The following is a 23,419-nucleotide window of genomic DNA, read 5'->3' on the forward strand; positions in this document are numbered from 1 at the left end:
GGTCGCCCTCAATCTGGCCGGACAGATTGGAGGCTCCATGACCCCTCGGAAGCGCATCGTCATTATTGGTGGCGGGTTTGGCGGCCTTGCTGCGGCGCAGAGCCTGTCGCGTGCCGACGCCGACGTCATCCTGATCGACCGGCGCAATCACCACCTCTTCCAGCCACTGCTCTATCAGGTGGCCACCGCCACGCTCAGCCCGTCCGAAATCGCCTGGCCCATCCGCCATATTCTGCGCAAACAGGACAATGCCCGCGTGCTGATGGCCACGGTCGTTGGCGTCGACAAGGATGAAAAAGCGGTGCTCTTCGAGGACGGCACGCGGCAACATTATGATTATCTGATCCTCGCGACCGGCGCCCAGCATGCCTATTTCGGCAATGATGCCTGGGAAGCCCACGCGCCGGGTCTAAAGACCCTTGAGGATGCCACCGCTATCCGCCGGAAACTGCTGCTGGCCTTCGAGGCCGCCGAGCGCGAACCAGACGACGAAAAGCGCCGGGCCCTCTTGACCTTCGCCATTATCGGCGCGGGCCCCACCGGCGTCGAAATGGCCGGCGCTGTCATCGAACTGGCGCGGGCGAGCGTACGCGGCCAGTTCAACATGATCGGTCCGGACGATGTGCGCGTTGTGCTGATCGAGGGGGCCGATCGCGTCCTCCTCAATTTCGACCCGACCCTGTCCCAATATACGCTTGAGGCGCTGCGCAGTCGTGGCGTCGAGATCGAGCTCGGCCAGATGGTCAAAGAGATCGATGAGGACGGCGTCAGCTACGGCGACAAGCGGCAGGAAACAAAGACCATTATCTGGGCCGCCGGGGTGGCCGCATCACCAGCCGCCAAATGGCTGGGCGCGGAGAGCGACCGGTCTGGTCGGGTGCTCGTCAATCCCGATCTCACCGTGCCGGGCCATAACGACATCTTTGTCATCGGCGATACGGCCAGCGTCAAGACGCCGGACGGGAAGCCAGTGCCCGGCGTCGGCCCTGCTGCCAAGCAGGCGGGGACGCATGCCGCCAAAACGATTCTCGATCGCCTCGCGGGCGGCACCATGTCCGCGCCCTTCGTCTACCGGCATGCCGGGGACCTCGCCACGATCGGCAAGCGGGCGGCGGTCATCGACTTTGGCTGGACCAAGCTCAAGGGCTGGCTGGCGTGGTGGATCTGGGGCTTTGCCCACATCTACTTCCTGGTGGACCTCAAGAACCGGGTGTTTGTGACCCTTAACTGGCTCTGGATCCACATTACCGGTCAGCATCGCAACCGGCTGATCACCCATGGCATGGCCCCCGGTCGCGCGCCGATCAAGGAAGTGACGGACGGGGAATAGCGCTGGATCTTCAGCGCTCAAGCACGGGATCGACGACGCTTGCTGACTTGTTGAGAGCCCGTTCGCGCAGCCAGATATAGAGCCCGCTGGCGATGATGATGCCGGCACCGAGAATGAAGAACTGGTCGGGTGGCTCGTTGAAGACGAGCCAACTGGCGATCGAAAGATAGAGCAGGCTGAGGTAGCTGAATGGGGCCAGCGCTGCGGGCCCGGCGAACCTGTGCGCGGTCGAGTTGAGGAAGTGACCGAGCAGTCCGGCGGCGCCCATGATGAAGAAGGCGACCCAGGAAATCGGCTGGCTGGGCCAGGCCCAATCGCCAAAAGCGAACGGCGCCAAGAGGATAACCGGCACGCCGCCAGCGTAGAACTGCTGGGTGAGCGCGCCGTCTACGCCCGCTAGCTTGCGGGTGAGGATCGCGAAAATGGCGAGGAAGAAGGCACAGGCGACGCTGATCAGCGCGGCCGGCTGAAACGCTTCTGACCCGGGGCGAACGATGATCATGGTGCCGATAAACCCAATGCCGATGGCCACCCAGCGACGCCAGCCGACTTTCTCGCCCAAAAAGGGCCCGGACAGGGCGCAGATGATCAGCGGCGAGGTGAACTGGATGGCGCTGGTGACGGTCAGCGGCAGGAAACGCATGGCCCAGAAATTAAGTCCGGTGGTCGCCAAAAGGCAGGCGCCGCGCAGCAGTTCCAGCTTCAAGTTATTGGTCTGAAAGAGGTTTTTTCCGCTCACCGGGAGGAACAGGAGCAGCAGCAGGAAGAAGTGCATGCCGTAGCGCACGAAGACGATTTCGGTGGTCGGCACGCCTTCCACTGAAAGCCACTTGGCCGAGATGTCGAGGACGAGCAGGACGAGTTGCGAGATCAGGACGAGGCCGATGGCCAGGTTGACCTTGTTTTCGATGGGCGCGACGGGCTGGGCCATGGTCAGAACCGACCAGTGGAGGGGCGGGCGTGAACGCCGCCGGGGATGAGGGTAAGCATTATAGATCCAGTATGGCCGCAACTCTGTCGGCCTGCCCCAGCCTTCTTCAGACCGCCCGCCAAGTCAATGGGGGCGGCCTGTTTCTGGTATGGCAGATGGCATTTTCTCCTGAACTGTCAGAAGGTTTCGGCCAGATTGCGGACGCGGGTCGAGGCTGCCAGCGCCGCGATTTCGACGGTTTTGCCGTGCCGCGGGGTGAAGGTCAGGGTCACCGGATGGCCGGGAATAAGGGTGATAGAATTGTCCGAGAAGATCCCCGGGGCATCGACACTGATGGTGGTAAAGAGCGCGGTGGCATCTGTAGCGAGGGTGACCGCGGCTACCCCGTCGACTTCGGCCCATATGGCGCTGATCGACGGACGGGGCAGCTCGTAGGCCTTATAGGGTTTTGGGAAATAGTCGTTCTGACCCAATGGCTTGCCGTCAGCGTCTGTCCACGAGAAGAGGAGGAATTCGTCCTCGGCCAGATCCGGAAGAGCAATTTCGGTGGCGACGATAGCCGTGTCCTGGGGGATTTCGAGCGTGCCCGACCAGAGTTCGCGCGTGCTGCCGGAAAGGGCCACAGCCTGTAGCACAATGGTCGAGTTGGTTAGCAGACTGCTATCATTGACGGCCTTGAGTGTGACTGCAGTGTTTTCGGCGTCGGGCACGGCCACGACATTGACGAGGCTATAAAAGCGTCGGGCCATGTAGTGCATCAGCTTCCACTGCCCGCCGTAGTCGAGCGAGGACCAGGAGGCGACCGGCCAGATGTCGTTGATCTGCCAGTAGAGCGTGCCCATGCAGCGCGGCTTGGTCGAACGCCAATATTCGATGGCGGTCTTGATGGCGAGGCCCTGCTGGATCTGGCTGAGAAACACCATCTGGTCGAAGTCGCGCGGGAAGCGGAAATAGCGCGTCATCGTCTCAATGATGCGGGCATTGCCGCCATTGTTGCGCTGGTGGTTCTCCATGACCGGCGAGGACGGGTTGCGGTCCTTCTCGTCTGCGAAGGTCTCGATGACATTCATCGAGGTGAAGGACTGGAAGCCGAACTCGGAGGCGAAGCGCGGATTGACGGTGCGGTAGGCGTCAAAGCTCTTGGCCGAGTGCCAGACGTCCCAATAGTGAAAGTCACCGCGGGTGTCGGAGTGCCAGCCGTCCGAGAAATCCATGTAGCCGAGCGAGGGCGAGGACGGCCAGAAGCGGCGGATCGGATCTTCGTCCTCGACGATGCGTTGGAGCAGGGAATTGAGCCGGTCGTAATTGGCGACGTAGCGCTCTTTCTGCGACTTGGTTTCCGGATACCAGTTGAGCGAGCCGATGACTTCGTTGTCGCCACACCAGAGCGCCAGGCAGGCGTGGTGGCTGAGGCGGCGAACCTGCTGGGTGATCTCGGTCTCGACGCTCTCAAGGAACTCTCGATTGGACGGATAGCTCATGCAGGAGAACATGAAGTCGTGCCAGATGAGGATACCGAGCTCGTCGCAGAGATCGTAGAAATAGTCCGGCTCGTACTGGCCGCCGCCCCAGATGCGCAACATGTTCATGTTGGCCGCCTTGGCGCTGCCGAGCAGGTCACGAATGATGTCAGGAGTGATGCGGCTCGGGATGGCGTCGGCCGGGATCCAGTTAGCGCCCATCATGGTGATGTCGCGGCCGTTGATGCGGCATTTGAAGGAATGGTCGATCTCGTCCTTTTCGACGATCCATTCGAGCTTTCTGAGCCCGATCCTGCGGGTGGTGATCTCACCGTCGAGGTCGGTCACCAGCTCATAGAGCGGCTGGGCGCCCTGCCCTGCCGGCCACCAGAGATCGGGGTCGCGGATGGTGATGGTGTGGGTCAGGACGTTCTCGCCCTTGTCGACGGGGATCATCTCGGCAATCAGCTGACCGTCGATGGTGTGCTCGAGCTTCACCTCGCCGGCGGCGAAGGCGTGGAGGCGGATCTTGATGACGAGGTCAACCGAGCCTTCGGAATGGCGCTGATCGACCTGGACGCTCTCCTGCCGGGCGAGGCGGGATTTGCGCAGGCTCATTGTGCCATAGACGCCGATAGGCATGAGGCAGATGCCCCAGTCCCAACCCGCATGGCAGGCTGCCTTGCGGATGAAGTTCATGTGGATGCCCTTCAGCCCATTGGTCTGGTAGTTGTAGGTGAAGGGAATGGGGAACGGGTGCGCGTCGGCACGGGCCTTGGCCACATCGGGAGCGATGTCGAACTCGAGGCGCAGGGTGTTTTCGCCGGCACGGACCTTGCCGGTGACGTCGATGTCGTGGCGGACAAAGCTGTTGTCGGTTTTGGCGATGACTTCGCCGTTGAGCAGGATGGTGGCGATGCAATCAACCTCGGAGAGGGTGAGCGTCAGATAGCCGTCGATGTCTGTGGCATCGGCGCTAAAACTGCGCTCCATGGTCCAAGCCGTCTCATTGACCCACATCACCGGCTTTTCGTTCTCGCCGAAATAGGGATCGGGGATGAGATCGGCGGCCAGCAGGGCGCCATGCACGTCGCCCGGAAGGGTAATGGCCGTGGAGATGCCGCGCGAATTTGCGGTCAGCGTAAAGTGCCCGCTCAGGTCGAGAGCGGAATTGTGGGCGTCGATAGCCATTATTTCCTCCGGAACCGGCCTTTGCCGGAGCGCTGCCTCACCCGCAACGCAATCGATTTAACCGCTCTTTTAGCGGCAGATTTCCGCCATTCCAATGGCCCTCGACAGGCAAATCCAACAGAGACGAGAGTGTAACCAGATTATTTCGCGATCGCTGCAAAGCCGATCCACCTGTTTACCGGTGTTTTAGCACTTGGGAGGCTAGTTTCCTGTGCAACCAGTAGAACGAGGCGACTATCCTAAATCTGCGTGAGAAATTTCCCGGGAGGCAAGAAGGTCCGGACTTGTCCGTGGACCAATGGCGTGCGCTCAGCCGCCAGATGCCGCTCATGTATCTCATGCTGGTCTGCAATACGCTGACGGTTGCCTGGATGCACCTGGGGGATGCTCCCCCGCTCTACACCATCTATGTGCCTGGCGGACTGGTGTTGCTCTGCTGCATGCGCCTTGCTGCATGGTGGTCCAACCGCGACAATCAGGTGTGTGCCGGGACTGCACGCAAGCGCGTGCGGGTGATGATCGGCCTCAGTGTCGCGCTGTCGGTTTGTTTCGTTGCCTGGGGGCTGAGCCTGTTCCAGTACGGGAGCAGTGAGCAGCGGTTTCACCTGCTCGGCTTCATGGCTCTGACCACCGTTGGCTGTGCGCTTTGCCTGATGCATGTGCGCATCGCCGCGCTGCTGGTGGCAGTGATCGTGGCCGCCCCTTATGTGACCTTTCTCGCCGGGCTTGGCGGCGCGAGCTATATTGCTCTCGCCATCAACCTGGTTGCCGTGCTGGCCACGCTGGCCTTCGTCATCGTGTGGAACCACCGCGATTTTTCCGCCCTCGTCGCCTCGCGCAACGCCATGGCGCAGCGACAGGCCGAAACGCAGCGTCTGCTCGAAGAGAACCACCGCCTCGCCAACCTCGATGCGCTGACCGGCCTGCCCAATCGCCGCCACTTCGACAGGCATTTCCAGGCAGCACTCGAGGCCGCTGACAGCAGCAATACCCCGATTGGCGTCGCCAGAGTCGACATCGACAATTTCAAAACGGTCAACCAGCTGTTCGGACAGATCACCGGAGATCAGGTGCTCGGCGAGATTGCCCAGCGTCTTGGGGCGCTGATCTCACACGGCAGCTTTCTGGCCCGGCTCGATGCCGACAAGTTTGCCATTGTATTCGCCGGCCCCATCAGCCGGGATGATCTCAATGCCCTCGGCCAGTCCATCACCAGCTGCATCGCACAGACGTTCTACATGAGCCTCGGCGACGTGCGCATCACCGCTTCGGCGGGACTTGCCGTTTCCGAGCCAGGCGATACCCCCGACCGCCTTTTCGACCGCGCTGACTATGCGACCTGGGTGGCCAAGCGGGACGCGCGCGGAGAGAGCGTGGTGTTTTCGCGCCACCACGCGCGCGAACTCATTCAGGTCCGCCGCATGGAGGAGCAGCTCTATACCGCTGACCTCGACACCGAGATCCACATTCTGCTGCAGCCGCAGTATGACATGGCGCTCGGCCAAACGGTGGGCGTCGAGGTGCTGGCGCGCTGGAAAAGCCCGGTATTGGGCGACGTCAGTCCGGCAGACTTCATCCCGATGGCCGAGCGCATCGGCAAGATCTCGCACATCACGCAGATCGTGCTGCGCAAGGCGCTGGCGATTTCGGAAGTGGTGCCCGCGCCGCTGCGGCTTTCCGTCAACCTGTCAGCCAATGACATCGGCTCGGCCACCGCGATCGACAAGATCGTGGCGCAGGTGAGCGCACACCCCAGGCCGCCGCGGATCGACTTCGAGCTCACCGAGACTGCCGTGATGCGGGATCTGGCGCAGGCCAACCAGTCACTGCTCGCCCTGCTGCGCCTTGGCGCACGCATTGCGCTCGACGACTTCGGCACCGGCCATTCCAGCCTGACACATGTGCAGCAATTGCCCCTGCATCAGATCAAGATCGATCGCAGCTTTGTCAGCAATATCACCACGGATGTGACCAGCCGCGCCATCGTCCAGACGATGATCGACCTGTGCCGCAATCTGGGCATGGAGTGCATTTTCGAGGGCGTCGAAACTGAGGCGCAGCTCGAGACGCTGGTCAACATGGGGGCCCGGGTGATCCAGGGCTATCTGTTCGGCCGACCGATGACCACAGAGGCGTTGCTCGACTATCTGGCCCATGAGCAGCGGCGAAATGAACGCGATCACCGGAGCGTGACGCTCGAAGCTGTGGGATGAGCAAGGGCGAAGGCCGATGGCCCCGCCCTCGTGTCTTGATGCCAGTGCGCGGGCGCCGGCCATTCGAGCATAGCTCTCAAGGCCTTGTCGGCTTCAAACGCGCCACCGGCGCGTTTGACCTTCAGGACGCCCCGCCATTCGAGCGTAGCTCTCATGGCCTTGTCGGCTCCAGTCGCGCCACTGGCGCGCCTGGCCTTTCAGGACGCCTCCAAGTCAAGGAAACCGCCGGACTGGCGCTCCCAGAGCATTGCGTAATGCCCGCCGGTCGAGAGCAGTTGGGCGTGGGTGCCCTCCTCGACGATGCGGCCCTTTTCCAGCACAACCAGACGATCCATGGCGGCAATGGTGGAGAGGCGATGGGCGATGGCGATCACCGTCTTGCCCTGCATCAACGTGGTCAGCTGCTCCTGGATGGCCGCTTCGACCTCGCTGTCGAGGGCCGAGGTGGCTTCGTCGAGCACAAGGATCGGCGCGTTCTTGAGCAGCACCCGGGCGATGGCAACGCGCTGGCGCTGGCCGCCTGAGAGCTTTACGCCACGCTCGCCGACATGGGCATCATAGCCCCGCCGCCCCTGCGGGTCGGAGAGGGTGGTGATGACATCGTGGATCCTGGCCTGTTCGGCCGCTGAGATCATCGCCTCGTCGCTGGCGAAGTGATTACCATATTTGAGGTTTTCGCGGACGGACCGATGGAGCAGCGAGGTATCCTGGCTAACGAGGCCGATGGCGCCACGCAGGCTTTCCTGGGTGACATTGCGGATGTCATGCCCATCTATGCGGATGGTGCCCTCCTGCACGTCGAACATGCGCAGGGCGAGGTTGACCAGCGTCGACTTGCCCGAGCCGGAGCGGCCGACGAGGCCGATCTTTTCGCCGGGGCGGATGGCAAGGCTGAAGTCATCGATGACGCTGCCCTCCTTGCCGCGCCAGTAGTTGAAGCTGACCTTGTCGTAGACGATCCCGCCATCGCGGACGGCCAGGGGCTGAGCCTCGGGCGCGTCGAGCATGGTGAGGGGCTGGGCGATGGTGTCCATCGAGTCCCGCGTCGTGCCGATCTGCCGGAAGATGTTCGAGCCGATCTCGAGGATCCAGCCGCTCATGTTCATGATCTGGAGGGCGAACGGCACAGCCGTCGCCACCGCGGCAGCAGACAGAACGCCATTGTTCCAGCCGCTCAGCGCCAGCCAGGTGACCGAGACCACGAGGCCCGCATTGAGCAGGAACAGCACCGACCACATGTAGGTGAACACCCGCATCAGCTTGCGGAAGCTGATGGCGTGATCCATGACGCTGTCGGCGACATAGCGGTCTTCGTGCCCGCCGGTGGCGAAGGTCTTGATGGTGTGGATATTGGTGTAGCTGTCCACGATCCGGCCGGTCATCACCGATTTTGCCTCCGAAAGCTCCTCGGAGTAGCGGGCGATCAGCGGCATGGTCATGACGAAAAGGATGGCGTAGAGCAGCAGCCAGACGCCGATCGGCACCAAGAGGACGAGATCGAGCTGGGCCAGCACGACGATCGCCACGATGACGAAGATCAGCGCGTACCAGGCGGCGTCGATGGTGAGATTGACCCCGATTTCCACCGCCTCGCCGGCCTGGATGACCTTGTTGGCGATGCGGCCGGCAAAGTCGTTCTGGAAGAAGGTCCAGCTCTGGCGGATGACGTGCCAATGGCTCTGCCAGCGGATGATATCGACGAGGTTCGGCACGATGGCATGGTTGCGGATCAGCGTGTCGAGGAGGAAGGTCAGCGGACGGACCACGGCGACGACGAAGATCATCCAGAGCAGGGTCTGGCCGTGGACATCGAAGATTTCGCCGGGATTGGTGGTGGCCAGCATGCCGACGATGAGGCCGACGAAAACGGGCATCAGCGCATCGGCGACGGAGCCGATGGCAACCAGGCCTATGCGGAGCGCGAAGGCGGTTTTGAACTGGCGGACGAAATAGCCAACGAAGGCATTGAGGCCCATGGGCGGCTGGCGGTTCTTGGCCAGAGCGACGGGCGAATAGAGATTGTCGAAGTAATCGACGACGCGGTTGAACATTTGGTGCTCATATTTTTGAGCCGCGCCTGACGGAAAAGATCCGGATCAGGTTCGGTGACGATCAATGGGTCTGGTTCGGATGACGGCGCCCGCAGCGGGAATGGGATTTCGCGCCAGTTCAATCTGATTGATGTCACCCATCTGGGTTCTCCTTTGCGTTGTTTGGGACCGAATTCGTCACCGAATCCGGCTGGGAAGAGAGGTCTGCGCATCCCCTCGGCTGTGAAGCATGGGATGGCGCAGCACCCCTCTGTGTTCCTGCCTTTCGGGCAAAGCCCTTCAGGCCTTCTCGCCTGCAATCGCTCCACTGGAGCGATTGCACCCTCCGGGTCGCCTCGAAGTCCCTCAAGGGGAGAGGGGAAGAAAGTTACTGCGCCGCCTCTTCGGGTTGGTCGGCGTCGATGAAGCCGCCGGACTGGCGTTGCCAGAGCTGGCTGTAGATGCCGCCGCTGTCGACGAGCTCGGCATGAGTGCCCTGCTCGACGATCTGGCCCTTATCCAGCACCACCAGACGGTCCATCATGGCGATGGTGGAGAGGCGGTGGGCGATGGCGATCACGGTCTTGCCGTTCATCAAAAGCTGCAGCTGGCCCTGAATGGCGGCTTCGACCTCGCTGTCGAGCGCGGAAGTGGCTTCGTCGAGCACGAGGATCGGCGCGTTCTTGAGCAGAACACGGGCGATGGCGATGCGCTGGCGCTGGCCGCCGGACAGTTTGACCCCGCGTTCGCCGACATGGGCGTCATAGCCCTTGCGGCCCTTGAGATCGGAGAGCCCGAGGATGAAGTCATGCGCCTCGGCGAGCTTTGCGGCTTCGATCATCTCTTCCTCGTTCGCGTCGGGGCGGCCATAGACGATGTTTTCGCGGACCGAACGGTGGAGCAGCGAGGTGTCCTGCGTGACGACGCCGATATTGGCGCGCAGGCTATCCTGCTGGATCTCGGAGATGTCGTGGCCATCGACGAGGATGCGTCCGCCCTGACGGTCATAGAAGCGCAGCAGCAGGTTGACGATGGTCGACTTGCCGGCGCCGGAGCGGCCGACGAGGCCGATCTTTTCGCCGGGGCGGATATGGAGGTTGAGCCCCTCGATGACGCCGGACGACTTGCCGTAGTGGAACGACACCTGATCGAACTTGATGTCGCCATTGACGGTGCCAATCGGCTTGGCTTCGGGCTTGTCGGCGACGACGCGCGGCAGCGAGATGGAGGAGATGCCATCGCGCACGACGCCGATGTTCTCGAACAGGGCTGACATTTCCCACATCACCCACTGGCTCATGCCCTGGAAGCGCAGCACGAGGGCGGCGGCCACGGCGATGGCGCCGGGGGTCATATTGCCATTGAGCCACTGCCAGATGCCGACGCCGAAGACGGCGAACAGCAGCGTGCAGTTCATCAGGGTGATGATGACCTGAAGGCCGGTGACCATGCGCATCTGGCGGTAAACAGTGCCCAGGAACCCATCCATGGCCTCGCGGGCATAGCCCTCTTCGCGACGCGAATGGGAGAACAGCTTGACCGTGGCGATATTGGTGTAGCTGTCGACGATGCGGCCGGTCATCATCGAGCGCGCATCAGCCTGGGCCTCGGAAATCTTGCCCAGGCGCGGGATGAAATAGCGCAGCAGGCAGACGTAGCAGACCAGCCAGACAATGAAGGGCACGGCGAGCCACAGATCGCTCATGGCGGCGAGGACGACGGCGCCAGCGAAGTAGACGACCACATAGACGGTGACGTCGAGCAGCTTCATTACCACTTCGCGCACGGCCAGCGCGGTCTGCATCAGCTTGGCGCCGATGCGGCCTGCAAACTCGTCCTGGAAATAGCTCATCGACTGGCGGATGAGATAGCGGTGCGCCATCCAGCGGATGCGCTGGGGGAGATTACCCAGCAGGGTCTGGTGGATGATCATGGAATCGATCAGCTGCAGGCCGGGAATGGCGATGAGCAGGACCGCGGCCATGCCGGCGAGCTTCCAGCCTTCTTCGGCAAGGAAGGTGTCGGGATTTGCATTGCTGAGCCAGTCGACGATGGAGCCCATGAAGCCGAACAGCAGGATCTCGAGCAGGGCGATGCCCGCGCCGAGAACAGTCATCGCCGCCAACCACTTCTTGGCGCCGTGGCTATAGTGGAGGCAGAAGGCAAGCAGGCCCTTCGGCGGCTCGCTCGGCTCTGTCAGGGGATAGGCGTTCAGCCGCTTTTCAAACCAGCTCAGCATGTCGTGTACCGTTCAATTCCGTATGTTCGCACCATGACCGAGGCTTATGCGAGCGGTGTGACACATGCGGTCAGCAGCTCGCGGCCAGGAACATGACGAACCGGAAATCTATAAAGAGACACTCATGCGTCCGCACCGGCGCAGAGGAGTATCGTATGGGGTGGCCCCGAGCCTCCTCCGCAATGCTGTCCCAATTGCTGGCGAAGAAGAGGCTATGAGCCGGGAGCCCGGTAGCATACACAAATGACAGGGAACGGCTGTTACCGGACGGCCACACTCGTTTGCCAGAAATAACGTTGTAATTGGACCGCCTCATGCGCACGGACACCGAACACACAATCTTCCTTCGCGACTATGCGCCGACGCCATATCGCATCATTTCGGTCGATCTGGACTTCAAGATTACCGAAGAGACGACCCGCGTCCGGGCGCAACTGACCATCGAACCGCGCGACGGGACCGAGCCCGGCACGCCGCTGGTGCTCGATGGCGACGGCATCAGCCTTGATTCAATCGCCATCGACGGGGCGCCGCTGGTGCTGGCCGCCTACGCTGCCGATGAGAACGGGCTGACATTGGTGGAGCCGCCGCACCGGCGCTTCGTGCTCGAAACCGAAGTACTGCTGCGGCCCGAAACCAATTCAAAGCTGATGGGGCTTTATCGCTCGAGCGGCACCTGGTGCACCCAGTGCGAGCCCGAGGGGTTCCGGCGCATTACCTATTATCTCGACCGGCCCGACATTCTCGCCCCGTTCAAGGTGCGCATCACCGCGCCGAAGAGCGTTGCGCCGGTTCTCCTCTCCAATGGCAATCTGCTTGAGGCGGGCGAAGCGGGCGACGGCATGCATTATGTCGTCTGGGAAGATCCTTTCCCCAAGCCGGCCTATCTCTTTGCGCTGGTGGCCGGCGACCTCGGCTCGATCCACGACAGTTTTACCACCATGAGTGGCCGCAAGGTGGACCTGGCCATCTATTGCACCCACGGCAAGGAGAGCGAATGCCTCTACGCCATGGACAGCCTCAAACGCTCCATGGCCTGGGACGAAAAGCGCTTCGGGCGCGAATATGACCTCGACGTGTTCAACATCGTCGCCGTGTCCGATTTCAATTTCGGCGCGATGGAGAACAAGGGCCTCAACATCTTCAACGACAAGCTGGTTTTCGCTTCGCCCGAAACGGCGAGCGACGCCAATTACGCCAGCATCGAGCGGGTGATCGCCCACGAATATTTCCATAACTGGACGGGCAATCGCATCACCTGCCGCGACTGGTTCCAGCTCTGCCTCAAGGAAGGGCTGACGGTCTATCGCGACCAGGAGTTCTCGTCGGACGAGCGCAGCCGGCCAGTGCAGCGCATCCATGACGTGGAAAATCTGCGGGTGACGCAATTCCCCGAGGATGGCGGCCCCCTCGCCCATCCGCCGCGGCCGGACCGCTATCGCGAGATCAACAATTTCTACACGACGACCGTCTACCAGAAGGGCTCCGAAGTGGTGCGCATGCTGGCGACGATCCTCGGCGAAGAGGGTTTCCGCAAGGGAATGGACCTCTATTTCGACCGTCATGACGGCGACGCGACCACAATCGAAGCCTTTATTGCCGTGTTCGAGGAGGCCAATGGCGTCGAGCTCGGCCAGTTTTCGCGCTGGTATACCGAGGCCGGCACGCCTGAAGTCACCGCCACTGAGGACTATGACGCGGCGACTCAGACCTATCGCCTGACCCTGACGCAGAAGACCAACCCAACGCCGAACCAGCCGGAAAAGGCGCCGTTCGTCATTCCGGTGCGGTTCGGGCTGATCGGCCCCAATGGCAGCGACATGGGCTGGAGCGCGGTCTCTGGCGGGACGGTGAAGGACGACCTCATCATCCTCGACCAGGACAGCGTCACCCTCACCTTTGAAGGCATTGCCAACAAGCCGGTGCCGTCGCTGTTCCGAGGCTTCTCGGCCCCGGTGAAGCTGCATTCGGGACTGGGACAGGAGGAGCTGCTGTTCCTCGCCCGCCACGATGTCGATCCGTTCAATCGCTGGGATGCGCTGCAGAGCGTTTCCACCCATCTCCTCGCCGAAGCCGCGGAGGGACGGGCCTGGGACAATGGCAATATCGACGCGCTGCGCCAGGCGCTGCTCGACACGCTGAACGACGCCAATCTTGACGACGCCTTTAAGGCCCAGGCGATCGGCATTCCAGACGAGACCGACATTGCCCGTCACATCGGGCGGGACGTCGACCCCGATGCCATTGCCCAGGCGCGGGCCGCGTTCATCACTGCGCTGGTCGCGCCTATGGCCGGCACGCTCGAGGCCCTGTTCGCCAGCCTGGCCATCCACGAGGCCTATAGCCCTGGCGCCAGCCAGACCGGTCGTCGCTCGCTGCGCACGGCCCTGCTGTCCCTGCTGGTGGCCGGGAGCGACATTGGTGCAGCGCTGGCCGAGCGGCTCTATGCCAATGCCGGGAACATGACCGAGCGCTACGCGGCGCTCGCCATATCGGTGCGCAACTGGACCCCAGACGCCCAAGCCCTGCTCGGAGACTTCCGCACGCGCTATTCTGGCGATCTGCTGGTGTTCGACAAATGGCTGGTGGCCTCGGCACAGGCCAAGGATGACGGCCTGATCGAGCGGATGCGGACCATCCTGGCCGCACCGGATTTCCCGCGCACCAATCCCAATCGCCTGCGCTCACTGCTGGGAAGCTTTGTGATGAACAATCCGGCCCAGTTCACCCGGCTCGACGCCAGCGGCTTCCGCTTCATCTGCGAGGCGGTGACCGAGATCGACAAGGTCAACCCGCAGGTGGCCGCGCGCATCCTCACCGGTTTCCGCATTCTGCCGATGCTGGAGCAGCGCCGCCGAAGCGCGGGACGCGCCGCCCTCGAATCACTGAAGAATCAGGATGGCCTCAGCCGCAACACGCAGGACATTCTCGAACGAATCCTTGCAGGCTGAAGGTTTTAGCCCGGTTTACGGGGTTTTCTCGAGGCACTCGTCGCCCGGAAACCCCGTGACCACTGGGGGGACGCGCGACTTGTCCACAGAGGCGTTCACGGCACGTTCCTTAACGAGCGATTAAGAGAAGGATTTTTCTTCACCGCTAAGTGATTCAAGTGACTCGCGTTTTTCCGGAACGCGGAATCAGGGCCTCAGAGCGGTCTGGACAAGCATGGTCCGGATGATTCATTAGTTTGGGACAGAGCAAATCGGCTCGGGGTTAACCCCTTCAAACTACGGAGAATTTCATGTTGTCGTCGGAGGTATCCGGCGCCAGCGCGCGTGCAGTGCGTGCTGGCGAAGGAAACATTATTGCCCGTCTCCAGGGGCAAGCTTCCGGCAACCGCAAGGGCCTGCGCATCCGACTGAACCCAACGACGATCGCCGTGGCCGCGACTGCCTTTCTCTCGGCCACACTGTTCGTCGCCTATGACGCGAACATGAGCCTGGGCCAGGCGCGCAAGGATATGGAGCTGGTTCGCGCGCTGATCTCGGCCGAACTGGACGATGTCGCCCCCGCCCAATTTACCACGGCACTAGAAGCCGCGAGGCAAAAGCACACCGCGGCAGGCCTGCCGGAAAGCCTGTTCACACAGGCTACACTTTCCACGACGAGCGTCGGGGTTCTGCCCCAGGGGATCACCCCGACGGCCACACCGGAACACGCTGCGCTGGCAGGTGTCGCCGGGCGCGGAGCTGCCGCCTTTGCGCTGGCCGGCCTCATCACCGCCTTTGGCGCGCGGCGCCGCCGTCCCGACGGACTGCCATCCGAAGACAGCCGGCTCGGCTATGAACAGCTCGCCGCCTCGATCCCGCATGGCGTCGCGTGCTGGACGGCCGGCGGCAAGCTGATCATGTGCAATGAGCACTATCGCCAGCAGACCGGCGCGCTCGACCCGAACCTCGGCTATGAGCAGATGCTCTGCGAGATGGTGGTCGGCGGCTATATGAAACTGGTGCGGATCGACGATGGCGGGCGTCTGCTCGAGCTGCATCGCGTCGACGGAAGCTGCCTGCAGGTCGATGAGCGGCCGATGCCCGATGGCGGCTTCATGGTGCTGGTATCCGATATCACCGAGCGCAAGCGCACCGACGACCTGCTGAGCAGTATTCGCGAGGAGCAGCGCCTGCTGGCGCGGCGCTATCACGAGGAGAAAATCAAGGCGGAGGCTGCGAGCCGCGCCAAGACAAGTTTCCTCGCCCATCTCAGCCACGATATCCGCACGCCGCTCAATCACATCATCGGCTTTGCCGAGCTGTTGCGGCACGAGACCTATGGTCCGCTGGGCGATGCGCGCTATGGCGAATATGTGCAGTCGATCAAGACCTCCGGCGAGCATCTCCTCACCTCCTTCGCCGCCATTCTCGACCTGGCGGAACTTGAAGGCGGCCAGAAGGTGCTGCGCAATGACCTGGTGGCCGTGGACGACGTAGTGGCGACCGTTGCGCGCCGCTACAAGGGCCAGCTGAACCGGGCCGGCATCAAGCTCAGCCAGGGCCAGCCCTGTGGCGCCATGGTGCGTGGCGACCGGCTCGGCTTTACCCGCATGGTGGGCAATATCGTTGAGAACGCGGTGCGGTTTACGCCGCGGGGCGGCAAGATCACGCTGGCGTCCTATGCCGCCGAAGATGGCGTGGTGATCGAGATTTCCGACACCGGCATCGGCATGGACGAGGAGCGCCTCCACACGCTGAGCCAGCCCTTTGCGCTGGGTGACGCGACCTTTACCCGCGAAGGCGCTGGCCCCGGGCTCGGCATCTCCATCTCGCGGGCCATTGCTGAGCTCAGTGGCGGACACATGGCGATCGACTCGACCCTTTCGATGGGCACCACGGTCGCCATCTCCCTGCCGATCGAGACGAGCACGGCCCAGCACGTCGCCTGATCCTGCAAAAATCGGGGCGGGCTTACCCCCACCCGGCCTCCCCCTGGTAGGGGGAGGAGAAGGATGGTGGCTTCCAAAGATCTCGCGATTGAACCCAGCCGCAGGCCCTATTGGGCCGGGAGACGCGCCACTGCCATTTCGTACCAGGCTGACGCGGCGGCTTCGACTTCGCCCTGCATGTCCCGGACATCAAGTTCCAGCCGCGAGAAATCGGGGGCGTGGCAGAGCTGGGCGAGGAGATCCTTGAAGGCCGGCGACCAGGCTTCGTCCTTGAACGGGCTGACGAGGGCCGAGCTCATCACCTGCAGGATGGTGGCGTAGAGCGTGTGGATGTCCGCGAGGCGATTGCCATTGGGCACGAGCCCGGCCGCCTCGAGCCGGCGCAGCACCTGCGCGGTGGGGGCCTGTGGCAGATCGATCTGGCGGCTGGCGATGATCTGGGCGGACTGGGCGATGAATTCGAGATCAACCAGACCGCCGGTGGCCAGCTTGAGATCGAACGGATGGCGCGGCTTGCGCTCGCGGGCCATGAGGGCACGCATGGAGACGACATCGTCGATGGTCTTTTGCACGTCGCGAGGGCGGTGCATCACCTCGGCGATTTCGGCATCGACGAGTGCGCCGAGATCACCGGTCGAAGCGATGACGCGGGCGCGGCTCAGCGCGAGATGCTCCCAGGTCCAGGCATTGTCGCGGTGATAGGCGCGGAAGCCGGAGAGGCTGGTGGCCAGCGGGCCGGCATTGCCTGAGGGGCGCAGGCGCATATCGGCCTCATAGAGCACGCCTTCGGCCGTGGGCGCCGAAAGGGCGGCAACGAGGCGCTGGGTGAGGCGGGCGAAATAATGGGAGGTGGAGAGCGGCCGCTCGCCATCCGATTCCACATCGGGCGCGTCGTAGAGCAGGAAGAAGTCGAGGTCGGAGGTGAATGTCATCTCGCGGCTCGCCATCTTACCGAAGGCGAGGAGCGCGAGGGACGCCCCTTCGATCGTGCCGTGGCGGCGCGCAAACTCGGCCTGCACGCTGATGAAGAGGCGGTTGAGGAGGGTTTCGGCCAGGGCGGTGAACTGCTCGCCCGCGACGGTCGCGCTGACCGTCCCGGAGAGCAGGCCGGCCGCGACGAGGAACTTCTGCTCCTGACCGATGATGCGGGCGCGGTCGATCAGTTCTTCATAGGAGCGCGCATCGGCGAGGAAGGCATCGACCTTGGCGACAAGCACTTCACTGTGGGTGACGTCGTTGGCAAAGGCGGGATCGATGAGCCCGTCGACCACATGCGCGCGGTGAATCACCGCTTCGGCCATGCGTGGCGCGGAGGCCATGAACTGGACCAGCAGGGTCCGCAGCTGCTCGTGGTTGCGCAGCAGCGCGAAGAGCTGGACGCCGCCGGGAAGACGGGAGAGGAAATTGTCCATCCGCGCCAAGGCTTCGTCGGCATTGCCGGCGCGCCCGAGGGTGGTCAGGAGCGCGGGGAGCAGCTCGGTGAGATGAGCGCGGGCGGCGGCGGTGCGCGTGGCGGCATAGCTGCCATAGTGCCAGCGGCGCACGGTTTCGATGGCCTTGTGCGCATCGGCAAAGCCCATGGAGGTCAAGGTTTCGAGCGTGCCCGGATCGTCGTCGCTGCCGGTGAAGACGAGATTGCCGCCCCCTGCCCCAAGCGTTTCGCCCTCCGTAAAGAGTTCGGCGTAATAGCGGGCGACGCGGGTCAGCGCGGCGCGATAATCGGCCTCGAACTGCTTGCGGTCGGGCTGGCCCATCAACCGGCCGATGACGGCGACACCTTCGGGCGTGGCGGGCATGATATGGGTCTGCTCATCGCGCAGCATCTGGAGGCGATTTTCGACGGCGCGGAGATACCAATATGTTTCGGTCAGCTCGGCAGCCGTCGTCGGGCTGATCCAGTTGGCTTCGGCCAGAGCGCGTAGCGCATGCGAGGTGGGACGGACGCGCAGGGTTTTGTCGCGGCCACCGGCGATCAACTGCTGGGTCTGGGCGAAGAATTCGATCTCGCGAATGCCGCCGCGGCCCAGCTTGACGTTGTGGCCCTCGACGCGGATGTCGCCGACATTTTTCGAGACATTGATCTGGCGCTTCATCGCCTGGATATCGGCGATGGTGGCGAAGTCGAGATGCTTGCGCCAGACATAGGGGGCAAGCTCGCGAATGAAGGCTTCGCCGACATGCCTGTCGCCGGCGCAGGGGCGCGCCTTGATCCAGGCGGCACGCTCCCAGTTCTGGCCGCGCACTTCGTAATAGGCCATGGCAGCATCGACGGAGATGGCAACGGGGGTCGAGCCCGGATCGGGGCGCAGGCGCAGATCGGTGCGGAAGACATAGCCATAGGCGCGCGGCTCTTCCATGAGGCCGACGAGCTTCTGGATCATCCGGGAATAGGTTTTGGTGGCCTCGCCCGGATCCGCCAGAACGGGCTTTTGCGGATCGAAGAAGGCGACGATATCGATGTCAGAGGAATAGTTGAGCTCGCGGCCGCCGTGCTTGCCGAGCGCAAAAATGGCGAGGCCGGAATTGGCGGCGCGGGCTTCTTCCCGCGTCAGCACCAACCGGCCCTTGTCGAAGGCATCGCGCATGAGGAAATCGAGCGCGGCCTCAAGGGCGGCATCGGCGAGATCGGAGAGCGCCTCGGTGGCGCGAGCCGTGGTCCAGAGTTTTCCTGTTTCGGCAATAGCGGCCAGCAAGGCGGTGCGGCCCTTGCCGATGCGCAGGGTGTCGGAGAGGGCTGCTTCATCGGCATCCGTGCCGGAAGCGCGCAACTCGGCGATGATGCCGGCGAAAGCCGCGTCCGGCCCCTCTGCCAGCGCGCCAGCGAGCCAGGCTGCATGGGTGCGCGCCTGATCGAGGAGATAGGGCGCTTCTTCCAGCAGTGGCCCAAGCAGCGGCGCCGCAGCGGCAAACGCCAGCTGCTCAGCCTCGGCCAGGCCGGCCACAAGCGCATCAAAGGCGGGATGGGAAATCGGCGGCAGGGCAGACAGGGAAGTGCTCATAGCTGAGGCATAACGCGCCGTCAGCAAGGCGACAAGCGGGTGATCAGCCCCGCTTGCCGGTGTCGTCCTGCAGTGCGGCGAGTGCGGCCGCTTCTTCCGGGGTCAGACCTGCGGGCTGCGGCGCACCATGGCGGCGGCGCGCAATGAAGATGCCGACAAGGCCGATGATGAGCAAAACCGGCGCGGCTACCCAGAGCAGGATGGTATTGGCACTGAGACGCGGGTTGAGCAGCACGAATTCGCCATAGCGATCGACCAGATACTGCTCGACCTCGGCATTGCTGTCGCCTTCGACGATCCGCTCGCGCACAAGGATGCGCAGGTCACGGGCCAGATCGGCATCGCTGTCGTCGATGGACTGGTTCTGGCAGACGAGGCAGCGGAGGCCCGCCGAAATATCGCGGGCGCGCTGCTCGAGCCTGGGATCGTCGAGCATCTCGTCAGGAGACACCGCAAGCGCTGGTGTCATGAGGACGAGGATGACCGAGAGGGCGGCTAGAAGGCGCTTCATTCGGCGGGCTCCGGGACAGCCTTGGCAGCGGGGCGCGGGGCGCCGACGCGCATGCGGCGATCGGTGAGCGAGAGGATGCCCGCCCCTGCCATGACAAGGCAACCGAGCCAGATCAGGAGGATATAGGGCTTGTGCCAGACGCGGATGACATGGGTGTCTTCCAGCGGCTCGCCGAGCTGCAGGTAGAGCTGGGAGAAGCCGTATGTCTGGATTGCGGCCTCGGTGGTCGGCATGCCGCTGGCGACATAGATCCGGCGCTCCGCTTCGAGCTGCTGCTCGCTGCCGCCGCCCGGAGAGGTGACGGTGAAATAGCCGGTCTCGGCCATGTAGTTCGGGCCGGGGACTTTTTCAAAGCTGTCGAAGCTGATGGTGTAGCCGGAGAGTTCCGTGGTTTCGCCAGGATTGAGCGTGGTGACTCGTTCGGTTTCCCAGGCGGTGACGGCAACAATTCCCAGAACGGTGACGCCGAGGCCGAAGTGACCAAGGGCAGTCGACCAGATCGAGCGCGGCAGGCCAGCCAGACGGCGCAGGCTGTCCCGCAGGGGAATGCGGCCGAGGCGGCTGCGTTCGATAAGCTCTGCGACCGAACCGAAGCTGACCCAGAAGCCCAGCAGCAGCCCGATCGGCACCATGGAGATGGAGACGCCACCAAGCGCGGAAATAAGGATGGTGAGGAAGACAGCGAGCGCGGCGGCAGCGACGAGGCGCTGGCCGGCAGCCACGAGGTCACCACGCTTCCAGGCAAGGAGCGGCCCGAAGGGCAGGACCAGCAGAAGCGGCGCCATCAGCGCGCTGAAGGTGAAGTCAAAGAAGGGCGCACCCACCGAGATGCTGGTGCCGACGAGAGCATCGAGCACGAGCGGATAGAGCGTGCCGACAAGGACCGCGCCGACGGCAGTGGCGAGGAAGAGATTGTTGAGGATCAGCGCGCCTTCGCGGCTGATCGGGGCAAACAGCCCACCCTGACGCAGCGCACCAGCCCGGAAGGCAAAGAGTGCGAAGGCGCTGCCGATGAGCACCGCCAGAATGGCGAGAATGACCAGACCGCGCGTCGGATCGCTGGCAAAAGTATGCACCGAGGTGAGGATGCCCGAGCGCACGAGGAAGGTGCCGAGCAGCGACAGCGAGAAGGTGATGATGGAGAGGAAAATCGTCCAGATCTTCAGCGCATTGCGCTTTTCCATGACCAGAGCGGAATGGAGCAGCGCCGTGCCCGAAAGCCAGGGCATGAAGGCGGCGTTTTCGACCGGGTCCCAGAACCACCAGCCACCCCAGCCGAGCTCGTAATAAGCCCAGTAGGAGCCCATGGCGATACCGAGGGTGAGGAAGATCCAGCTCAGCATGGTCCAGGGACGGACCCAGCGGGCCCAGGCCTGATCGATGCGGCCGGAGATCAGCGCGGCGACGGCAAAGGAGAAGCAGATCGAGAAGCCGACATAGCCCGCGTAGAGAAGCGGCGGGTGAATGGCCAGGCCAATATCCTGAAGGATGGGATTGAGATCCGAGCCTTCGAGCGGCGCCATGGCCAGGCGCTCGAACGGATTGGAGGTGAAGAGCGTGAAACCGGCGAAAACGGCGGTAAGCAGGCTCTGCGTGCCCAAAACAAGGTTCGAGAGATCGGCCGGCAGGCGGCGCCCAAAGGCCGCCACGAGTGCGCCGAACAGCACTAGGATGAGGATCCAGAGGACCAGCGAGCCCTCATGATTGCCCCAGACGCCGGAGATCTTGAAGATCAGAGGCTTGAGGGAATGGGAATTGTTGACTGCGAGCGCGAGGCTGAAGTCGGAAACGACAAAGGCATGGACCAGCGCGGCAAAGGCGACGGCCACCAGCACGAACTGCAAAATGGCGGCATGCGCCATGGCGTTTGCCAGGCGCTGTCCGCGTTGCCAGAGAACCAGCCCGCCCACAGCCGAAACGGTCGCGAGGGCAAAGGCCAGGATCAGGGAAAAATGGCCGAGTTCGATGCTCACGGGGCTGTGCCCTCCGGCCGCCACTCACCCTGCGCCTTGAGGGCTTCGACGACTTCCTTGGGCATATAGGTTTCGTCGTGCTTGGCGAGCACATTGGTGGCGATGAAAGTGCCATCGGGGCCAAGGCTGCCCTCGGCAACAACGCCCTGCCCTTCGCGGAAAAGATCAGGAAGGATGCCGGTGTAGTGGGCCAGACGGTCGGTGGCGCCATCGGTGATGGTGAAGACGTTTTCCTGGCCGGTGCGGGTCCAGCTGGCTTCCTTGACGAGACCGCCAAGGCGGATGGGGTGACCAACTTCGACCGAACGCTCGATCACGTCCGTCGGCGAATAGAAGAACACGATCTGATCGCGCAGGGCGACGAGGACCAGCGTCGTGGCAATGGCGAGGACGACAGCGAGGCCGGCGATGACGGCCAGGCGCTTCTGCTTGCGCGACCAACCCTTGCGGCGGATAGCACCCTGAACACTCATGGCGTGTCTCCATTCAGTTTAAGACCTGCGCGCAGCGCGATCGTATCAAGTTCACCGCGATCAAACGCGGCCGGATAAGCGGCGACGGAAGCATCGTACGCGCTCTGGGCTTTTTCGAGATCACCCAGAACGATGTAGGACTGTACGAGCCGCATCCATTCTTCGACCGTGCCGCCGGAGGTTTCAAGGCGGGCGGAAAGGCCGGTGACCATGGCCTCGATCATTTCCGTCTGCTCGGCAGCGGTGTTGTCGATGCCATCGTTCTGCGCCACGGCCAGGCCCTGACGGGCGGCGTTGAGCCAGGGCTCATCGCCCTGGGCCATGTCGATGGCAGCCTGCCAGATACGCGCGGCGTCTTCATAGTCGCCGGTGCGCATGAGTTCGGAGGCGAGATAGAGATGCGCACGGGCATTCTGCGGATCGCTGACGATGGCAGCGCGCAGCAGCTCGATGGCCTCATCCGAGCCGGCACCGCCCGCTTCGAGCAGCAGGGCTTCGGCAAGGCGCGTCTGGAGCTCGGGCGTCGGGCCATTGAGCGCGATGATGCGGCGATAGGCATTGGCGGCATCGGCGAAACGGCCCATTTCCGCATAGGCGGGCGCGATCACCGTCCAGCCGCGCACATCGTCGGGCGTTGCGGCAAGCTGAGCTTCGATGCGATTGATTGCATCCGCAATATCAATGGATTGCGCAGCCAGTTCGGGCCGATCGGCCAGGGGACGCCCCGGCAGCTCAGGACTGCCGAGAACGGCATAGAGGCCAAGCGAAATGGCAGCGACTGCACCAAGGCCGGCGATCAGCGGCATGCGACCAAGATCGCTGCGCGTCTGGACGCCCTTGTCCTTGTTGACGCGAATGACCTCGCGCGCGAGCTCTGCCCTGGCGGCCTCGGCCTCGGCATCGCCGATCTTGCCCGAGACACGGTCAGCCTCGATTCCCGCCAGCAAAAGGCGGAAATGGCTATTGTGATCGGCGCTTTGTGGCTCGGTTGCGTTGACCGCGCGTCCAGCCGCCGCGTAAAACAACGCAGCGCAGGTGAGGGCGGTGATGGCGATGACGATTGACCAGAAAATCATAAGTCCCAGACACTTGCTTCCCGCGCAGGGAAAGGGATGGCCCTGTATAATCCGAACGCGGGGAAAAGCTACCAAAAGACGCGTGTTCATTCCGGACTCATTGCCACAGCCCGG

13 protein-coding genes are annotated in these 23,419 nt (G+C 63.2%); 4 read left to right on the forward strand and 9 right to left on the reverse strand.

Annotation, left to right across the window (positions count from 1 at the left end):
* Positions 1 to 37: 37 nt before the first annotated feature.
* Positions 38 to 1,330: an NAD(P)/FAD-dependent oxidoreductase gene (locus tag NYQ88_RS15750; protein ID WP_275652059.1), complete on the forward strand. Its 1,293-nt coding sequence runs from the start codon at positions 38 to 40 to the stop codon at positions 1,328 to 1,330.
* Positions 1,331 to 1,340: 10 nt separating this feature from the next.
* Here the strand turns inward: NYQ88_RS15750 and NYQ88_RS15755 are convergent, their stop codons facing one another.
* Both NYQ88_RS15755 and NYQ88_RS15760 read right to left on the reverse strand, forming a co-directional pair.
* A complete protein-coding gene (locus tag NYQ88_RS15755) occupies positions 1,341 to 2,261 on the reverse strand; it encodes a DMT family transporter (RefSeq protein ID WP_275652060.1) in 921 nt (306 codons plus the stop codon).
* Positions 2,262 to 2,437: 176 nt separating this feature from the next.
* On the reverse strand, positions 2,438 to 4,912 hold the full coding sequence (locus NYQ88_RS15760) for a glycoside hydrolase family 2 protein (protein WP_275652061.1): 2,475 nt from the start codon (positions 4,910 to 4,912) through the stop codon (positions 2,438 to 2,440).
* A 290-nt stretch (positions 4,913 to 5,202) separates the two neighbouring features.
* Between NYQ88_RS15760 and NYQ88_RS15765 the strand changes: the two genes are divergently transcribed.
* The gene (locus NYQ88_RS15765; RefSeq protein WP_275652062.1) at positions 5,203 to 7,125 is read left to right on the forward strand and encodes an EAL domain-containing protein; all 1,923 of its coding nucleotides are present in this window, start codon (positions 5,203 to 5,205) and stop codon (positions 7,123 to 7,125) included.
* Positions 7,126 to 7,322: 197 nt separating this feature from the next.
* On the opposite strand, the gene NYQ88_RS15770 is transcribed toward NYQ88_RS15765, so the two are convergent.
* Together NYQ88_RS15770 and NYQ88_RS15775 are read right to left on the reverse strand one after the other, a co-directional pair.
* Positions 7,323 to 9,176: an ABC transporter ATP-binding protein gene (locus tag NYQ88_RS15770; protein ID WP_275652063.1), complete on the reverse strand. Its 1,854-nt coding sequence runs from the start codon at positions 9,174 to 9,176 to the stop codon at positions 7,323 to 7,325.
* Between the two features lie 367 nt (positions 9,177 to 9,543).
* Positions 9,544 to 11,394 carry an ABC transporter ATP-binding protein gene (locus tag NYQ88_RS15775; RefSeq protein WP_275652064.1) on the reverse strand — a complete coding sequence of 617 codons (1,851 nt, stop codon included), beginning with the start codon at positions 11,392 to 11,394 and terminating at the stop codon, positions 9,544 to 9,546.
* 314 nt (positions 11,395 to 11,708) lie between these two features.
* Here NYQ88_RS15775 and pepN point away from each other — a divergent pair, with 314 nt between their 5' ends.
* Positions 11,709 to 14,345 (forward strand): aminopeptidase N, encoded by a 2,637-nt coding sequence (pepN, locus tag NYQ88_RS15780; protein WP_275652065.1) that lies wholly within the window; start codon positions 11,709 to 11,711, stop codon positions 14,343 to 14,345.
* Between the two features lie 290 nt (positions 14,346 to 14,635).
* A complete protein-coding gene (locus tag NYQ88_RS15785; RefSeq protein ID WP_275652066.1) occupies positions 14,636 to 16,273 on the forward strand; it encodes a PAS domain-containing sensor histidine kinase in 1,638 nt (545 codons plus the stop codon).
* Positions 16,274 to 16,380: 107 nt separating this feature from the next.
* Here the strand turns inward: NYQ88_RS15785 and NYQ88_RS15790 are convergent, their stop codons facing one another.
* Genes NYQ88_RS15790 through ccmI form a run of 5 tightly spaced genes read right to left on the reverse strand, consistent with a single transcriptional unit; the run spans position 16,381 to position 23,305 of the window.
* A complete protein-coding gene (locus NYQ88_RS15790) occupies positions 16,381 to 19,272 on the reverse strand; it encodes a bifunctional [glutamine synthetase] adenylyltransferase/[glutamine synthetase]-adenylyl-L-tyrosine phosphorylase (RefSeq protein ID WP_275652067.1) in 2,892 nt (963 codons plus the stop codon).
* Between the two features lie 43 nt (positions 19,273 to 19,315).
* Positions 19,316 to 19,783, reverse strand: coding sequence for a cytochrome c-type biogenesis protein (locus tag NYQ88_RS15795; protein WP_275652068.1), 468 nt, complete (start codon positions 19,781 to 19,783; stop codon positions 19,316 to 19,318).
* Positions 19,780 to 21,756: a heme lyase CcmF/NrfE family subunit gene (locus NYQ88_RS15800; RefSeq protein ID WP_275652069.1), complete on the reverse strand. Its 1,977-nt coding sequence runs from the start codon at positions 21,754 to 21,756 to the stop codon at positions 19,780 to 19,782. The genes NYQ88_RS15795 and NYQ88_RS15800 overlap by 4 nt, the downstream gene beginning before the upstream one ends.
* The gene (gene ccmE / locus NYQ88_RS15805; protein WP_275652070.1) at positions 21,753 to 22,229 is read right to left on the reverse strand and encodes a cytochrome c maturation protein CcmE; all 477 of its coding nucleotides are present in this window, start codon (positions 22,227 to 22,229) and stop codon (positions 21,753 to 21,755) included. Before ccmE ends, NYQ88_RS15800 begins: the two co-directional genes overlap by 4 nt.
* Positions 22,226 to 23,305 (reverse strand): c-type cytochrome biogenesis protein CcmI, encoded by a 1,080-nt coding sequence (gene ccmI / locus NYQ88_RS15810; protein ID WP_275652071.1) that lies wholly within the window; start codon positions 23,303 to 23,305, stop codon positions 22,226 to 22,228. Before ccmI ends, ccmE begins: the two co-directional genes overlap by 4 nt.
* Positions 23,306 to 23,419: the final 114 nt, after the last annotated feature.

Source organism: Devosia sp. SD17-2 (genome assembly GCF_029201565.1).
GTDB lineage: Bacteria > Pseudomonadota > Alphaproteobacteria > Rhizobiales > Devosiaceae > Devosia.